This window comes from Nitrosospira sp. CT, assembly GCF_059489795.1.
In genome coordinates this window covers 72399-88214 of record NZ_JCAHZJ010000036.1, presented here as the reverse complement: position 1 = coordinate 88214, position 15816 = coordinate 72399, and the positions used below count along the sequence as shown (strand labels likewise).

Below are 15816 nucleotides of genomic sequence, written 5' to 3'. Positions count from 1 at the left end.
CGGTCCTTATTTCCCTGACATGTTTCCGATAACCCCCTCCACCGGAGAACTGGGACTTGCACTGTACAGCTTTTTCGGCATCCGGCCGGCGAGATATGCTTCGCGCCCTGCTTCAACCGCTTTTTTCATCGCTGACGCCATCAGCACCGGATTTTGCGCGGCAGCAATGGCCGTATTCATGAGCACGCCGTCGCAGCCCAGTTCCATTGCAATCGCCGCGTCCGACGCCGTACCCACACCGGCATCCACAATGACCGGGACTTTGGCGTTTTCGATGATGATCTGCAGGTTCCACGGATTGAGGATACCCATCCCGGAACCGATCAGGGATGCCAGGGGCATGATCGCGATGCAGCCGATCTCTTCCAGTTGCCTGGCGGCAATAGGGTCATCCGACGTATAGACCATGACCTGGAAACCCTCCTTGATCAGAATCTCGGCTGCCTTGAGGGTTTCAACGATGTTGGGATAGAGCGTTTTTGGATCACCCAGGACCTCCAGCTTCACGAGGGTATGACCGTCCAGCAATTCGCGCGCAAGGCGCAAGGTTCTTACTGCATCCTCCACCGTATAGCATCCGGCTGTATTGGGTAGCAGCGTATATTGCGATGGCGGCAGCACATCGAGCAGGCGGGGCTCTTCCGGGTTCTGGCCGAGGTTGGTTCTGCGGATCGCCACGGTAATGATTTCTGCGCCACTGGCGTCCACAGCGGTGCGAGTCTCGTCAAAATCCTTATATTTTCCGGTGCCCACCAGGAGGCGTGAAGAATAAGCTTTACCTGCAATGACAAGCTTGTCCATGGGCTTATCCTCCACCTACGGCAACGACAATTTCAAGCTTGTCGCCGTTTGCAAGCATCGGCTGATCGAATTGGCTGCGCGGTACGATTTCACCGTTGCGCTCGACCGCGATCCGCTTGCCCTGCAACCCCATGTGCTCCAGTAATTGCCTGATGTTCAGTCTTGCGTCATTCGTTGTCCCTGAATCAGTGCCCGAATCCGGGGAAGGAACAAACTGGGGTTCGCCATTGACTATAAGTTGTATCATTTTCCAAGGAGTCGTTCAGCAAAAATGCTGGCCCAAAAATTGGCTTTCCACAATATGCGTATTTTATAATTTGAATTATACGGCGCAGCTACCTCCTAGTCGACTCCGGCTGAAACCCGATATTCATCAGGATTGCAGACAGGGATTCAGAAAACGGGTCTCGATGCCCTGTTATCCCGTTAGTCCTCCGCCCCCTTGAGGAGCATACCTGAATACCGTTCGACCTTCGAGTCGCTCAGGGCGAACGGCAAGGAAGAGCTTGGCGCACCTGGATGAAGAACCTGGTTGCGAATAAGGGAACCGCCACTGCCATTTATGGCTTAGTTTCCGTATAATCCGCAACTATGCGGCGGGTGTAGCTCAATGGCAGAGCAGAAGCTTCCCAAGCTTACGACGAGGGTTCGATTCCCTTCACCCGCTCCATCTTTCCCCGCCTATGAACCGCTACCTCCGCTGTACCAAAGCTGCTTTTTTCCTTTTCCTGTTTGCCGGCTTAACGATTCTGCTGCTGGGTGGCAGCATCATTTATATTGTCGTCATTTTTGATCCCAATGCATATAAGCTGGAGATCATCCGGCTGGTGAAAGAGAAAAAGGAGCGGCGGCTCAGGCTGGATGGTCCCATCACGCTTGCGTTCTTTCCCAGTCCTGGCGTGGAATTCGCCAGGCTTTCCCTCAGTGAACATAACAATGACGACGAATTCGCGAACATACAGAAGGTTCACGTTTCTTTCGAAATCCTGCCATTGCTTCGAAAGGAACTGGTGCTGGATGAAATCAACATCACAGGGCTGGAAGCCAATCTGATCCGTTTTTCCGATGGCAGCACGAACATCGATGATCTGATCAGGAGCGAGGAGCAACAGGAACGCTTCCGATTCGATATCGGGCGGGTACATATGGAAAAAACCATGCTTGCGCTTCGTGATGAAGCCAGCGACACGCATTTCGTATTCAGGAACATTGAACTGGAAGCCGGCCGGGTGGATGAACGAGCAGATGCGGATGATGCAATTCGCAGCGAGGTGGAATTGGCATTTAACATAGCTCATCTTGAGCGCCCCGAAGTCGCTATGGCAACCCGCATGCGTTTTCACCTGACTTTGAACGCAGAAAGGCAGTATTTCGCGCTCAGTGGGATGAAGCTTGTTGCCGAGGCTCAGCTTCCGGACACAGGCCGGTTGCTCATCCAATCCAGCGGAAATTTTTCTGCCAGCCTTTTGGAGGAAGGAGGGGAATTTAGCGCCGATGAATTCACCTTCGATACCGGGATAAGGAGCGTTGACAGCAGTTTTAATATTGGGGTGAATGCCGCCCATCTGGGCTTGAAGGGACAGAAACTGACCACAGACAAAATTTTAGGAGTGGCAAAAATTAACGGGTCCCATAGCCTGATCAGCGGAAAGTTTTCTCTTTCGTCGATACAGGGCACCTTGACGGATTTTCGGAGTGAAGTGTTCACGGCTGACCTGGAATCAGAAAACGAAGGTCGGGTTGTAAAGGCCCATTTTTCCTCGCCACTTGGCGGCAATATCGCGGCGCTTTGGCTGAGTCTGGCGGAGTTGAAAGCAGAAATTGAGGCGGAGGGTGCAAATCTCCCCGCGCATGGCATTCAAGGGAACCTTTCCGGCAGCGTCTCCCTCGACGGCTTGACTGGCAATGCGTGGGCAAAGCTGAATGGAACCATGGCAGACAGCAATATCGCGGCGATATTTTCGGCAAGCAGCTTCATTCCACCGCACCTCGCCTTTGAAGTGGATATCGATGAACTGAATCTGGATCGCTTTTCGCCGCGACAACAAGATGGGCAGCAGCAAAAAGCCGGTCGCCCAGAGCGCTCATTCGAATTAAACGTGCTGGATAATCTGGAGGGCTTGAACATGGAAGGGTCGATCCGGGTAGGCGTATTGAAGGCAGGCGACTTCACGGCATCGAGGGTCAGAGTGGACATACGGCCCTGATGAGCGCGGGAGGAGATATTTCGGATTCTATTTCGAATTTTTTCGCCATCAGGCTCATCCACTGGCAGCGCCAGCATGGCCGTCATCATCTGCCCTGGCAGAACACACGTGACGCCTATCGCGTCTGGCTCTCGGAAATCATGCTGCAGCAAACGCAAGTGGGAACAGTTATTCCCTATTACCGGCGATTTCTGCAATGCTTCCCCGACATGCAAAGTCTTGCCTCGGCATCGCTGGATGAGGTAATGGCACAGTGGAGCGGGTTGGGCTACTACTCGCGTGCGAGGAATCTGCATAAAGCGGCGCAGCGGATTATGAGTGAGCACGGCGGCACTTTTCCCGAGCAGGTTGAGGTCATTCGTCAGCTTCCGGGGGTTGGACGCTCCACCGCTGCGGCAATTGGGGTATTCGCGTTCGGAAAGCGGGCGGCCATCCTCGACGGTAACGTGAAACGCATTTTTTCACGCTGCTTCGGAATCGAGGGTTATCCGGGCGAAAAGCACGTGGAAACGCAGTTGTGGCAAATAGCGGAAGCATTGCTGCCAAAGAGAGATGAGAGCCCGATCGAACGCGATATCGAAGACTATACTCAGGCGCTGATGGATCTGGGTGCGACCATCTGCACCCGCGCTCACCCCAGATGCGGCTCATGCCCGCTTCGCCCGGAGTGTATTGCGTTCAGGGATAACTGCGTCGGCAGCCTGCCCACCCCTCGGCCGAGGAAGATATTGCCGGAAAGGGAAGCGGCGCTGCTGCTGGTGGTGGCACAGGGCAAAATCCTGTTGGAAAAACGGCCGAGCGCGGGGATCTGGGGTGCGCTGTGGAGCTTGCCGGAGATGCAGGTGAATGAGAATGTGATTGAATACTGCATGCAGCTGGAGATAAATGTGCGGCTAATATCACGGATGGAAGTGTTCGCTCACACCTTTACCCACTTCAAATTGTGGATTTACCCGCTCATCCTGCAGGTCATTTCCCGCTCGCCGGGCCATTTGTCACCCGAGGCCTTATCGCAGCCCGGGAATCAGTGGGTATGGATGATGCCTGAGGACGCGCTGAAAGCCGCCATTCCCTCCCCGGTGAGGAAAGTGCTTCTACAATATACATCTCAGACCGAGCCCCTTGAAATTCTGGCTATGGCAGATAACTGACAGCGAGCATATATTCGAAAGAGTGATGAATAACTGGAAGGACTGGAGAAGGCACCAGCGCGCGGAACTGATGGCGACCAGGGAATGCATAGGCGAAGCCGATCATCTTCGCTGGAGCGCCGCCATCACCGAGCTGCTGAAACAAGGCTTTCTCACGCTACGGACAGGTACTGTCGGGTTTTGCTGGCCTCACCGAGGCGAATACGATCCACGCCCGTTGATGGATTTTTTACAGACACATGGCGCCACGCTGGCGCTCCCCGAGGTAGTGAATAAACATGAACCACTCCGTTTCCGCAAGTGGTGGGGGGGAGCGCCCATGAAAATTGGCGCTTATGATATTCCGGTACCTGACAATACCGATCTGGTAACAGTGGATGCCTTGATCATCCCCATGATCGGCTTCGACAAACTTGGTTTTCGCCTGGGGTACGGCAGCGGTTATTTCGATCGTACGCTAGCCGCCATGAACCCGCGTCCACTCGCTATCGGTGTTGCGTTCGAAATTCTCCGCCTGGAAAATTTGCATCCCCATACACACGATATTCCAATGGATTTCGTTGTCACCGAGGCGGGAATTTATCATGCAACACACACGGGATTGAAACCCGTTTCTGTTGGCCAGTGCGCCGATATTCTCACCACCAGGGCAGGGAAAATTCGGGAGACTTACGGATAGTTGGATAGTTCATCGGCATGGGAACTCGCGAACCGGGATCACTCCGCTGTATTTTCTTCGCCCCAGCGCGGCATGAGCGTATGGGTGACTCCCACATGATCAAGGATACGCGCCACTACAAAGTCCACCATGTCATGGATGTCCCGGGGGTGGTGATAGAAGGCGGGATTGGGCGGAAGGATTATGGCGCCGCTGCGCGCAAGCTTCAGCATATTTTCGAGGTGAATGGCGGAAAACGGCGTCTCCCGGGGTACGAGGATGAGCTTGCGGTTTTCCTTCAGCATTACGTCCGCTGAACGCTCGATCAGCTTTTGGCTCATTCCCGCAGCAATTGCAGCAAGCGTACCCATGGTGCAGGGGCAAACCACCATTGCATCAGCCGGATTGGAGCCGGAGGCAACCGGAGCCAGCCAATCCTCCCGGCCGAACACGCGTAACTGGCCCTGTTCTACCTTGAAACGCCGACTGAACAGCTCCTCGGCTTCCCTGGCACGTGATGGCAATACCAACTGCATTTCCTGATGTGCCACGATCTGCGCTGCCTGCGAATACATCAGGTACACGCGGGCGCCGGCCGCGAGCAACAGCTCCAGCAAGCGCATGCCATAGGGCATGCCGGATGCGCCGGTAAAAGCAAGCGTGACAGTTTTCAATGTACTGGCGTGAGAGTTCAATGTCTAGAAACAGGTAACAGTTGCCGGAGAATGCAGTGTTCGCCAACATGGTTGCAATGTTGCTGGTGGCGAATAGCCGTTTTATGCATTCAATTCCCGATGGCGTACCAGAACCTGGTTGTTCTCCGTAAAATAACGCGCCAACCGCTCCACGAAATAGACGGAACGGTGCCGTCCTCCTGTGCAGCCAATCGCTACCGTCAGGTAATTGCGGTTATCGCGGATGAAACAGGGCAGCCAGTCATCGACGAATCGCCGGATATCCTCGAACATGCGATTCACGCTGCTGTTTGCATCCATGTACTCGATCACGGCGCGGTCCTTTCCCGTCAAAGGTCGCAGAAGGGCCTCGTAGTGAGGATTGGGAAGGCAGCGAACATCGAACACCATGTCGGAATCCAGCGGGATGCCGTGCTTGAAGCCAAAAGATTGGAACAGCAGCGTCAGGCGCCCGGGTTCCAGCCCGATGAAATCCCTTATCCAGGCTCGCAGCGAACTCGCGCTCAGGTCACTGGTATCAATGCGGTTCGCCAGATCATGAATTTCACGCAACATCTCGCGTTCCATCTCTATGCATTCCGGCAGGGTCGATTGATTGTCACTGAGTGGATGGCGGCGGCGAGTTTCGGAAAAACGCTTCAACAGCGTATCCGTCTTGGTGTCGAGAAACAACAGATGGATATCCATTTTCTGCTGCCTCAAGTCAGCCAACCGCTGTGGCAGGAGATGCAAGGTTTCGAAGCTTCTGGCGTCAATGCTGACGGCGACGCGCTCGTGACCGGATTGCTTCAGATAAACCGTCACCTCCGGCAGCAGGTTGGCCGGAAGATTGTCAACGCAATAATAGCCGTTATCTTCCAGAACGGTAAGCGCGATGCTCTTGCCGGAGCCTGACAGGCCGCTGATGACGATCAACTGCATAGGTTCAAATCGTACCGGATGAGAACATCCGTGAGCAGAAAGGAGGGAGGGACGAGAAGGTTTTAACTCTGTTTTCGCCCACGTGTTTATGTTTGCCCGTTCTCGAGTTCCTGTTGATGGCGCGCGAAAAACTCCTGACCGCTGTCTATGCCGCGCAACTGCAAAACGTAGTTCCGCACCGCCGCCTCTACCAGCACAGCGAGGTTTCGGCCGGCGGCAACTGGAATGATGACTTTCCGGACGTTGACATCCAGGATATTCTCAGTGACATCATTGATCGGCAACCGTTCCATTGCATTGAGATCAGTGCTGCTGGGTTTCTGCAAGTGAACGATGAGTTTCATGTTTTTTTTGCGTCGCACCGCCGTTTCGCCAAAAATCGTTCGAATGTTCAGCATTCCAAGTCCCCGAACTTCGAGAAAATCGCGCAGCATGGCCGGGCAGCGCCCTTCGAGCGTTTCCGGCGCAATGCGATAGAGCTCCACCACATCATCCGCCACCAATCCATGTCCGCGGCTCACCAGTTCCAGCGCCAATTCGCTCTTGCCGACACTGCTCTCCCCGGTAATCATTACGCCGAGACCAAGAACGTCGAGCAATACCCCATGCCTGCTGCAGGAAGGAGCAAGGACCCGTCCGAGATAGGGACGTAATACCCAGAGGATCTCAAGACTGGAGTAGGGGGTACAGAAGAGAGGGATACGCGTCGAATCCGCCAGGGACCTGATGGAATCGGGAACACATGCGCCCGCCGTAACAATGATGCATAGCATGTCGCTTTCAGCAAGCCTCTGCATATGCTGTTCGAGGGAAGCGGGATCGAGCGCGTTGAGATATTCGGCCTCGGTTTCGCTCAGTACCTGAATCCAGTTGGGATGGATGAAATTGAGATGCCCGATCATTCCCTGCGTCGAATGCGCGATCGCTTCATTATCGAGACGCCTGTCCCCTCCATCCCGTCCCGCTTCCCAGGTGAGATCCAGTTTCTCGCGTTTTTCCTCGAAAAGCTGTCTGGCATCGATTTCGGCCATCTGATTGAATACCTCCTGATTATCAGGATTGGGAAAAATCACGAGCTTCTTCCCGGGAGTTCCGGAACAAGTTCACGGTTTCGGAGCGAAAAGCGGTGTCGAGCCCATATTTGATAAAAACGGGTTCTTGACCGTTGCTACCCCTGATCATTGATTCAGATTGCCTTGATCCGGAGTTCCTTGAACGGTATTCGTGCGCTGGTTTTCATTTTTCTCCTTGCGGCGGACCAACTGACGATCGAGTTTATCAACGAGGTTATCTATGGAAACATACATGTCGGTGCTGTCTGCCTCGACAAAAATATCATTGCCAGGCACCCGTGCCAGCGCCTCCGCCTTGTGTTCCAGTTTTTCCACGAAAAGGGTCACAGTGATATCCACAATCTGGTCGAAACGTTGAGTAATCCGGTTCAATTTGGAAACGACATAATCGCGCAGTGCAGGTGTGATTTCGACCTGCCGGCCTGTGACATGGATATTCATTTGTGGCTCCTATGAAAATGAACTGGGGTTAAAACGATTTCCGAAGATTGACGGAGGGAATTTGCAAGGACTCCCGATATTTTGCGACGGTGCGGCGAGCAACCATGATACCCTGCTGCCCCAGAACCCCCGAGATCTGACTGTCGCTGAGCGGCTTCCTCGAATTTTCTGCATTGATCATTTGCTTGATCAGCGCGCGAATGGCGGTGGCGGAACAGGCGCCGCCATTATCCGTTGATACGTGGCTGCCAAAAAAATACTTCAATTCGAAAATACCGCGCGGCGTACGCATGAATTTCTGCGTGGTAACCCGCGAAATGGTGGATTCGTGCAGATTCAGCACGTCGGCGATTTCACGCAGTATCATCGGACGCATCGCAACTGCTCCATGCTCGAAAAACTGCTGCTGGCGTTCCACAATGGCTGCCGATGCCTTGAGGATGGTGTTGAAACGCTGTTGTACGTTCTTTATCAGCCATTTTGCTTCGTGCAATTGACTGGTCAGCCGACGGGTAGAGTCATCATGGCATCCTTTCAGAATCTCCGCATAGAACCGGTTGACCCTGAGACGCGGCATTGCTTCCGGGTTAAGGCTGGCTACCCACGAACCACCGATTCTGGTCACGATGACGTCGGGTACGATGTAGCCGGCAACTGCCGAGCTGAAGGCCGTGGCCGGTTTCGGATTCAATCGCATTATCATCTGCTGGATGGAACGAAGACAGTCGTCGTTGCAGTGCAGAACCCGCTTGATGGCGCTAAAGTCCCGGCAAGCCAGACTTTCAAGATGATTGTTCACCAGCGCCAGCGCCTGCTCCAGGTAGGGGGTATCCGGTGGCAGCGCATGCAGTTGCATGACGAGGCATTCCCTTAAGTTGCGCGCACCGATGCCGGGAGGATCCAGATGCTGCAAATGTTCGAGGGCAATGTGCAGGTCGTCGATATCTATTGCCAACTCGGCGGGCAACAGATCAACCAATTCTTCCAGGTCCTGGACGAGATAGCCATCATCATCCAGACTGTCGATCAGTAATCCGATGATCTTTCTATCGCGCTGGGAGATCTGGCTCAGGCTGAGCTGTGAGTTGAGATGGTCGCGCAGGCTTGGGGGTTCTGCCGCTTGTTGCGGAATATCGTGTTCGTCCTCATCGTCCCGGTTGTGGCGAAAAACATTGTCATCCGGAAGCCACTCCCGCTCGTCGAGCGGCTGTTTCACATCGGTTTCTGCTTCGACGGAGAGAATAGGAAGGCCTTCCTCGGCAACCTCCAGCTCATTTGGCAATGGTGCGGCCAACTCCTCGGGCATGACATTATGATAATTCATGCTGCCGTTGCCGATGCTGTCATCAAGTTCCAGCAGGGGATTCTCCTGCACGATGCGCTCTATCTCCTGGTTCAACTCTATCGTGGAGAGTTGTAATAACCGGATGGACTGCTGCAATTGCGGCGTAAGCGCCAGATGCGGAGACAGCTTGACTTGAAGGGTTGGTTTCATATTGGAAAAACAGCGATAAAGCCGGTCTCAGGTAAAGCTAAGCTTTATTTTCAAAGGCGGAAATGTTCTCCCAGATAGACTTTTCTTACGTTTTCATTATAAATGATTTCGTCTGGACTGCCGCTCGCAAGCACCCTGCCATCGCTTATGATGTAGGCATGATTACAGATTCCTAGTGTTTCCCGGACATTATGGTCTGTGATCAGCACACCGATGCCCCGCTCCTTCAGAAAGTGGATAATTTTCTGGATGTCCAGCACGGCAATGGGATCCACCCCGGCAAACGGCTCGTCCAGCAAGATGAAATGCGGACTTGTCGCCAGCGCACGAGCAATTTCAACGCGTCGCCGTTCCCCGCCGGACAAACTGATGGCGGGACTGTTGCGTATATGACTGATATGCAGATCATGCAGCAAATTGTCGAGATGCTGCTGCATCTCGTCAGCCCCATAGTTTTTCAATTCCAGTACAGCGCGAATATTGTCGGCTACCGAGAGTCGCCTGAAAATCGAAGCCTCCTGTGGCAGATAGCTCAAGCCGAGGCGCGCTCGCTCGTGCATGGGCATCTCGCTGAGGTCAAGCTCATCAAGGACGATGTTGCCCCCATCCAGCGGCACAAGGCCCACCATCATGTAAAAACAGGTGGTCTTGCCTGCGCCATTGGGGCCCAGCAAGCCGACAACTTCTCCGCTTTTAACCGAAAGGGAAACATCATGCACCACTGTGCGTGACTTGTAGCTTTTTTTCAGATTCTCCGCCCTGAATTCACTCCTCTTCCCTGAGGAAACCAGGGGAGCTTCAGGAGCCTGGGAAGCATGGTCGGCGTGATCGCGGGCTGGAGAGAGAGGAAGTTCCATAACGATGTTCGTTTATGAATTGTCTGCCTCGGGCTTGGGTTCCTTCTTCTTGGGCTGTATCACAGCTCTCACCCTGCCCTCGGAATGGGTTTGGGTGCTTGTTCCACCCTCGCCATTTACCTGAAAGAATTCGTTGATCGCATCGTAGGAAATATAGTCTCCATGAACTTCATCCTTCCCGCGTCTCAGCCTTGCTTTCTTGAAAAGCTGAACCTTGTCGGCCTTGCCATCGTATTCCATACGCTCGCTCCAGCCCTCCACATATTCATCCTTGCCATCGCGCTTCTGGCGAAAACTGGCGAGATTGCCGAAAGCAGTGGCGTATTGAAAACCGTTAGCGTCTTCTTTCACTGTCATCTTATCTGCGCGAATAATCAGTGTTCCCTGTGTCAGTACGACATTGCCGATAAAGGTCGCCAGCTTGTTGGCATCCTGCACGGTAGCGCGGTCCGCCTCCAGGTGCACGGGCTTGTCGCTGTCGGCCCGCTCGGCCAGAGCCGGTGCGCTGAAGAGCATCACGGCGAGAAAAGCAGCAGACAGGGGTTTCATGGAAATCGTGAAAGAGAACCTAGCGTTGCTTGTCATGCACGACCTTTACTTGCGACAGCAACTGCGTGGTGCCGGTACGATTGTTCATTTCCATTCCAATCGCTCTGATAGTGGCATTCGTTTCAATTATCTCCACGGGCTTGTCCGTTCGCGCAATATCCTGGTCCGGAATAAGATGCAACAGGCTGGTCGTCAGGATTGTCTCACCCCGGCCTTTACCCGCATTTCGGATAATCACCACATTGCCGCTCAAATAAATGTCTTCGCCCTCGGCAGACATCCTGGCATGATCCGCCTTGAGTTGTACCGGAGGTTTACCGGGTTCGATAGTAATTAAATGTGGTTGTTCCAGCTCAGCCGAATCATCGTCGGGATAATGCATCATCTTTTTTCCGAGAAGCATTCTGTATCCCGCGTCATTCTCATCCGTGCGAATGGCAGAAAAATCTTCCAAAACATAATCGGGAGCCCGTACCGATGCACTCTCCGGCGCAAGCAAAGGCACGTGCCCGTCCTGATTCAGCAGGAATAGCAATGATGCAAACAGGGCTATTATAACGAAAAGGAACCCGAGGCGAAGGTGGCCAATCATGTGAGATAAGTCGCAAGATGCGCATCCAGCGTGTCCTGTGCCTGCATGATCATTTCGCAGATCTCGCGTGCCGCACCCCGCCCTCCTTCCAGACGGGTTATATAGTGCGCGTGCTTTTTCACCAGGGCAGGCGCGGCAGGCACGGAGATGGCAAGACCGCAGCGCAGCAGGATCGGCAGATCGATCAGATCATCTCCCACATATGCACACGATGATGCATCCAGGTGCTGGTCCTCGAGCAAGGCCTCGAACGCAGGAAGCTTGTTTTTTGCGCCTTGATAAACGAGGGTAACGCCCCAGTCCTTTGCCTTCAAATCCACGCAACGAGACTGACGGCCAGTGATAAGCGCCACCTTGATTCCCGTTGCCTTGAGCATTTTCAGGCCATGGCCATCCTGGCTGTTGAACGCCTTGATCTCCTCCCCTCCATCCGTGAGATAGAGGCTTCCGTCCGTGAGCACTCCATCCACATCGAAGATAACCATCGTGATCTTTCTTGCCTTTTCGTATATGTGTTGCATTTTGCTATTGGCTGAAACAGTCAGAACAAATGAACTTGTAAAAACTCTGGAACAACCTGCATTGCGTATGAATGCCGAAGCTCGGTGAAAACGTAGGATATGAATGAATGCCGCAGCTACCCGCTATGTCGCTGAGGTTGCGCGTCAGCCCGAGCGGGCACTGATGGACGGAAGCAAGGAGTTTTCGAGCTAAGGGAGTAAAACTGCCGGATGAAAAGGCGGGATCAGTTTCTTGGCAATGGAAACACCACTGACTCAACCACTCCGCTCAACTCTTCCACCACCACTTCCCGTTCCGCTTGCTCTGACACGATTTGTCTGAGTCGCGAGATGACTTCCTGTACAAGCACTTCCGGCGCCGATGCCCCCGCGGTAATACCGATCCGCATTTTGCCTTTCAGCCAGGCTTCCTGCAATTGTTCCGCCCGGTCCAGCATGTATGCATCCACGCCGGCATTTCTCGCAACTTCGCACAAGCGGTTTGAGTTGGAGCTATTGGGCGAGCCCACCACGATCACGAGATCGCATTGCTTGACCATCGTTTTTACCGCATCCTGCCGGTTCTGGGTGGCGTAGCAGATATCATCCTTTTTTGGACCGAGGATTTTGGGAAAACGCCCTTTCAGGGCCTGGATCACACGGTTGGCATCATCCACGGATAAGGTGGTCTGGGTCACGTAAGCCAGGTGAGCCGGATCCCGTACCTGCAGTTTCTCGACATCCTCTTCTGTTTCCACCAGATACATGGAAGGACCCTCTCCTTCGGCCTGGCCCATGGTGCCTTCCACCTCCGGGTGACCCGCATGGCCGATCATGATGATTTCTCTTCCCTGGTCCCGCATCCTTGCCACTTCAATATGGACTTTGGTCACGAGCGGACATGTGGCATCGAATACCTTGAATTGTCCCGCCTCGGCTTCGCGTCGCACGGCATGGGAAACCCCGTGAGCACTGAAGATCAGAATGCTGCCGGGCGGAACTTCATCGAGGTTCTCGACAAATACTGCCCCCTTTTTTTCCAGATCCTCCACCACGAAACGGTTGTGCACGACTTCGTGGCGCACGTAGATCGGCGCGCCATGCACGCTGAGTGCGCGCTCGACAATTTCGATTGCCCGGTCCACGCCTGCACAGAAACCGCGAGGGTTTGCAAGCAATACCTTGATCATTTCGCCGTTTTCCATTAAGCACACCTCATTCAAGCACAAATACCGCTGGCGGTACGGTTAGCATTCGACATATACCCTCAAATTAATCCCCTGGATAACCTCTGTATGCCTGCGAGTGTGAAACCATTCTACAAATCGTGGCTCATCAATGCAGTCCGGGGAAGGCAAAAGCACAAACACCTATTTTACCATTCATATGTTTTCTCAAGAGAAATTCTTATCTTCCTGATTGACAAATCCGTTTCCGAGCGCCTGCCGGCGCGCATGTTCATGGCGGGGGAGTACGAAAATCAGGATCAGTCAAGCGGTCGATTTTCCGACGGGAACGAACACGTTCCAGCTGTTCGCAAACTAGGCGAGTCCCCTGTAACACGCGCGTCGTCTGGCGCTGTATCAGATCGGGGTGCACGAAAAATATATTGTTATTCCTCACCGCGCTGAGCTGCGAAAACTGCCGGAGGAAAGCTTTGACTTCAGCTGGCGCGCTTTCTTCCTGCTCCAATAAGACGCTGCTGATGATGGCATCAGGATCCGCCGCAAGCAGGTTTTCCCCGGATACCACGGGCGTCAGGGAAGATGACAGCGCAAACACGTTCGTGCCGCCGCATACGCGGATGACATCGCTGATGAGGTGCTGGTTGTTTACCGTCATCAGCGGCTGATGCCAGATCAACTGGAATACGCTGACCTTCGGGCGGTTGCTGTAGCTGTTCTCGATCTGCTGCAACGCCTCTTCATAGGTCTTCGCCGTCCGTTCCGCCGATCCTGAGGTTCCGGCCAGTCTGCCGATTGTTCGCAGCAGGCGCGGCACATCAGCCAGCGTGACCGCCTCTGTCGTAAAAACGGTCAGGCCAAGTCTTTCCAGCTTCTCGATATCGGCTCTGGCCTTGCCACTGTGCCAGGCCAGCAGCAGATCGGGCTGTAGCGCGACAATTCTTTCAAGATCCAGACTGAACGAGTCCCCTATGTCGGGAATGGATTTTGCAGCATCCGGATAATTGCTGTGCCTGCTGACTCCAACCAGTTTTTTCCCAGCTCCAGCAGCAAAAATCAGTTCAGTGATGTTGGGTGAAAGTGAAATGATGCGCATTGCAGCGTGAGTCATACGAACACTGCGACCGTCATCGTCCGTCATCGTCTCCGGAAAAACCGGCAAAGAAGTTCCGGTTGCCGGAGTAGCAAAATCAGAGGGGGACGCCGGTCGATTTTCGCCGCCAGCATCGCCGGAATCCATGAGAGCCGATATAAACAACGCGAACAGCAGCATCAGGACCTGGCGTATCACGGTCACGCTGCTCTCCTCCCGGCATGTCTATGGAGAAGGACTGGAAAGAATGAGAAAGGGGAAGCTGAGGGCATCCGGCAGCGCGGCGTGCCTGGAGTGTCTATCCGAAAAGAAATTCAGACAGGGAATTCAGGCGCTTTGCGCCGAGGAGGGCTGCGCCGGCTCGGCATCCTCCTGATAACGCTGGGCAAGGGCAACACGCTGCTCGTAGGCTTTCCGCGCAATGGCTACATCTTCCAGGAAAAGCGGCAATTCCCTCATCAACAGCGCCTGGGGTCCATCCACCAGCGCTTTGCCCGGCGCGGGGTGAAAATCCACCAGTATCATATTGGCGCCGGCAATGACGCCTTGCGCAGTTGCATGCATGATATCGAGTACGCCATCCGGGGACGCAGCTCTCATTCCGACAGAATGCGACGGATCAATGCAGACCGGCATGCGTGTCAGTCGTTTGACCACCGGCACATGGGAAAAATCGACGAAATTGCGATGCGGATCTCCCATGTTGGTTTTCATGCCGCGCAGACCGAAAACGACTTTGCGGTTACCCTCGGATGCCAGATATTCCGCAGCATTGAGGGATTCATCCAGGGTAATACCAAAACCACGCTTGAGCAGCACCGGAAAATCCTGCTGGCGTCCCACTATTTTCAGCAGCTCGAAATTCTGTGTGTTGCGCGTGCCGATCTGGAGTATGACACCGGTGGCATTGCCCGTGCGATAAAGCGCATCACAGATTTCCTCGAGATGGGATTCATGGGTGATTTCCATAGCTATCACCCTGATACCGTATTTTCCGGCCAGTTCGAATACGTAGGGCAGACAGGCCTTGCCGTGGCCCTGAAACGAGTAGGGGCTGGTGCGGGGTTTGTAGGCTCCCATGCGGGTGCACACTTGTCCATTGTCCCGCAGCGCCTGCATCATCAGTTCGACGTGTTCGAGCGTATCCACTGCGCACAGGCCGGCAAAAACGTTCAGCGTATCCTGACCGAAGCGCACTCCGTTATAATCGAAATAGGTAGGCCTGTGATCATCCTTATGCCGGCCAAGAACACGATACTCCTCCGAAATCCGGACGACCTGCTCCACACAGGGCAGGTTTTGCATATCTTCGACCAGCAGCGCCTTCGTGTTCCCGATCAGATACACTTCGGTGAGCGTCTGCTCACTGCCGACCTCGGTGCGTACTCGAGTGGATATTCCCGGCATATTGGCAAGATACGCCAATAACTGTTTGTAGTCGGGACTTTCAGGTCCGGTATCCGGGCTAAGTACAAGAATCATAAAATAGAATTGGTTTGGGCAAACGCGCGGGCTTGGACGCACTGGTCAAGGAACGGATTCTAACCGAAAAAACCAATGCTTGTCATTCAATCGAATATCGCGTTTAATCCCTTGAAT

17 protein-coding genes and 1 tRNA gene are annotated in these 15816 nt (G+C 53.9%); 4 read left to right on the top strand and 14 right to left on the bottom strand.

Going from position 1 to position 15816, the window contains the following annotated elements; genetic code table 11:
• Nucleotides 1-6: 6 nt before the first annotated feature.
• The gene (locus AC52W5_RS06060) at nucleotides 7-801 is read right to left on the bottom strand and encodes a thiazole synthase (protein WP_495670343.1); all 795 of its coding nucleotides are present in this window, start codon (nucleotides 799-801) and stop codon (nucleotides 7-9) included.
• 4 nt (nucleotides 802-805) lie between these two features.
• Nucleotides 806-1048 carry a sulfur carrier protein ThiS gene (thiS, locus tag AC52W5_RS06055; protein WP_074975314.1) on the bottom strand — a complete coding sequence of 81 codons (243 nt, stop codon included), beginning with the start codon at nucleotides 1046-1048 and terminating at the stop codon, nucleotides 806-808.
• Nucleotides 1049-1397: 349 nt separating this feature from the next.
• Between thiS and AC52W5_RS06050 the strand changes: the two genes are divergently transcribed.
• The 4 genes from AC52W5_RS06050 (at nucleotide 1398) to AC52W5_RS06035 (ending at nucleotide 4838) form a co-directional block, all read left to right on the top strand.
• Nucleotides 1398-1471: transfer RNA gene (locus tag AC52W5_RS06050), tRNA-Gly, on the top strand.
• Nucleotides 1472-1484: 13 nt separating this feature from the next.
• Nucleotides 1485-3008: an AsmA family protein gene (locus AC52W5_RS06045; protein WP_495670342.1), complete on the top strand. Its 1524-nt coding sequence runs from the start codon at nucleotides 1485-1487 to the stop codon at nucleotides 3006-3008.
• Nucleotides 3008-4159, top strand: a complete 1152-nt coding sequence (mutY, locus tag AC52W5_RS06040) for an A/G-specific adenine glycosylase (protein ID WP_495670341.1) — start codon at nucleotides 3008-3010, stop codon at nucleotides 4157-4159. The genes AC52W5_RS06045 and mutY overlap by 1 nt, the downstream gene beginning before the upstream one ends.
• A 25-nt stretch (nucleotides 4160-4184) precedes the next feature.
• Nucleotides 4185-4838 (top strand): 5-formyltetrahydrofolate cyclo-ligase, encoded by a 654-nt coding sequence (locus tag AC52W5_RS06035; RefSeq protein ID WP_074975311.1) that lies wholly within the window; start codon nucleotides 4185-4187, stop codon nucleotides 4836-4838.
• A 38-nt stretch (nucleotides 4839-4876) separates the two neighbouring features.
• Here the strand turns inward: AC52W5_RS06035 and AC52W5_RS06030 are convergent, their stop codons facing one another.
• The 12 genes from AC52W5_RS06030 to AC52W5_RS05975 form a co-directional block, all read right to left on the bottom strand.
• On the bottom strand, nucleotides 4877-5491 hold the full coding sequence (locus AC52W5_RS06030; RefSeq protein WP_256210510.1) for a flavin prenyltransferase UbiX: 615 nt from the start codon (nucleotides 5489-5491) through the stop codon (nucleotides 4877-4879).
• A 102-nt stretch (nucleotides 5492-5593) separates the two neighbouring features.
• Nucleotides 5594-6433, bottom strand: a complete 840-nt coding sequence (rapZ, locus tag AC52W5_RS06025; protein WP_074975309.1) for an RNase adapter RapZ — start codon at nucleotides 6431-6433, stop codon at nucleotides 5594-5596.
• Nucleotides 6434-6519: 86 nt separating this feature from the next.
• A complete protein-coding gene (gene hprK / locus AC52W5_RS06020) occupies nucleotides 6520-7464 on the bottom strand; it encodes an HPr(Ser) kinase/phosphatase (RefSeq protein WP_074975366.1) in 945 nt (314 codons plus the stop codon).
• Nucleotides 7465-7611: 147 nt separating this feature from the next.
• A complete protein-coding gene (hpf, locus tag AC52W5_RS06015) occupies nucleotides 7612-7947 on the bottom strand; it encodes a ribosome hibernation-promoting factor, HPF/YfiA family (protein WP_495670340.1) in 336 nt (111 codons plus the stop codon).
• Nucleotides 7948-7975: 28 nt separating this feature from the next.
• Nucleotides 7976-9442 carry an RNA polymerase factor sigma-54 gene (locus AC52W5_RS06010; RefSeq protein WP_074975307.1) on the bottom strand — a complete coding sequence of 489 codons (1467 nt, stop codon included), beginning with the start codon at nucleotides 9440-9442 and terminating at the stop codon, nucleotides 7976-7978.
• 50 nt (nucleotides 9443-9492) lie between these two features.
• Entirely contained in the window at nucleotides 9493-10299 is an 807-nt protein-coding gene (gene lptB / locus AC52W5_RS06005) for an LPS export ABC transporter ATP-binding protein (RefSeq protein WP_495670339.1), read from the bottom strand.
• 12 nt (nucleotides 10300-10311) lie between these two features.
• Nucleotides 10312-10848 carry a lipopolysaccharide transport periplasmic protein LptA gene (lptA, locus tag AC52W5_RS06000; RefSeq protein ID WP_074975306.1) on the bottom strand — a complete coding sequence of 179 codons (537 nt, stop codon included), beginning with the start codon at nucleotides 10846-10848 and terminating at the stop codon, nucleotides 10312-10314.
• Nucleotides 10849-10867: 19 nt separating this feature from the next.
• Nucleotides 10868-11440, bottom strand: coding sequence for an LPS export ABC transporter periplasmic protein LptC (lptC, locus tag AC52W5_RS05995; protein ID WP_495670338.1), 573 nt, complete (start codon nucleotides 11438-11440; stop codon nucleotides 10868-10870).
• Complete coding sequence (locus AC52W5_RS05990) at nucleotides 11437-11961, bottom strand: KdsC family phosphatase (protein ID WP_074975304.1); 525 nt, start codon at nucleotides 11959-11961, stop codon at nucleotides 11437-11439. Before AC52W5_RS05990 ends, lptC begins: the two co-directional genes overlap by 4 nt.
• 224 nt (nucleotides 11962-12185) lie before the next feature.
• Nucleotides 12186-13130 (bottom strand): 4-hydroxy-3-methylbut-2-enyl diphosphate reductase, encoded by a 945-nt coding sequence (gene ispH / locus AC52W5_RS05985; protein WP_074975364.1) that lies wholly within the window; start codon nucleotides 13128-13130, stop codon nucleotides 12186-12188.
• Nucleotides 13131-13398: 268 nt separating this feature from the next.
• Nucleotides 13399-14421 carry a cobalamin-binding protein gene (locus AC52W5_RS05980; protein WP_256210508.1) on the bottom strand — a complete coding sequence of 341 codons (1023 nt, stop codon included), beginning with the start codon at nucleotides 14419-14421 and terminating at the stop codon, nucleotides 13399-13401.
• 123 nt (nucleotides 14422-14544) lie between these two features.
• On the bottom strand, nucleotides 14545-15699 hold the full coding sequence (locus tag AC52W5_RS05975) for a 3-deoxy-7-phosphoheptulonate synthase (RefSeq protein ID WP_495670337.1): 1155 nt from the start codon (nucleotides 15697-15699) through the stop codon (nucleotides 14545-14547).
• Nucleotides 15700-15816 lie beyond the last annotated feature (117 nt).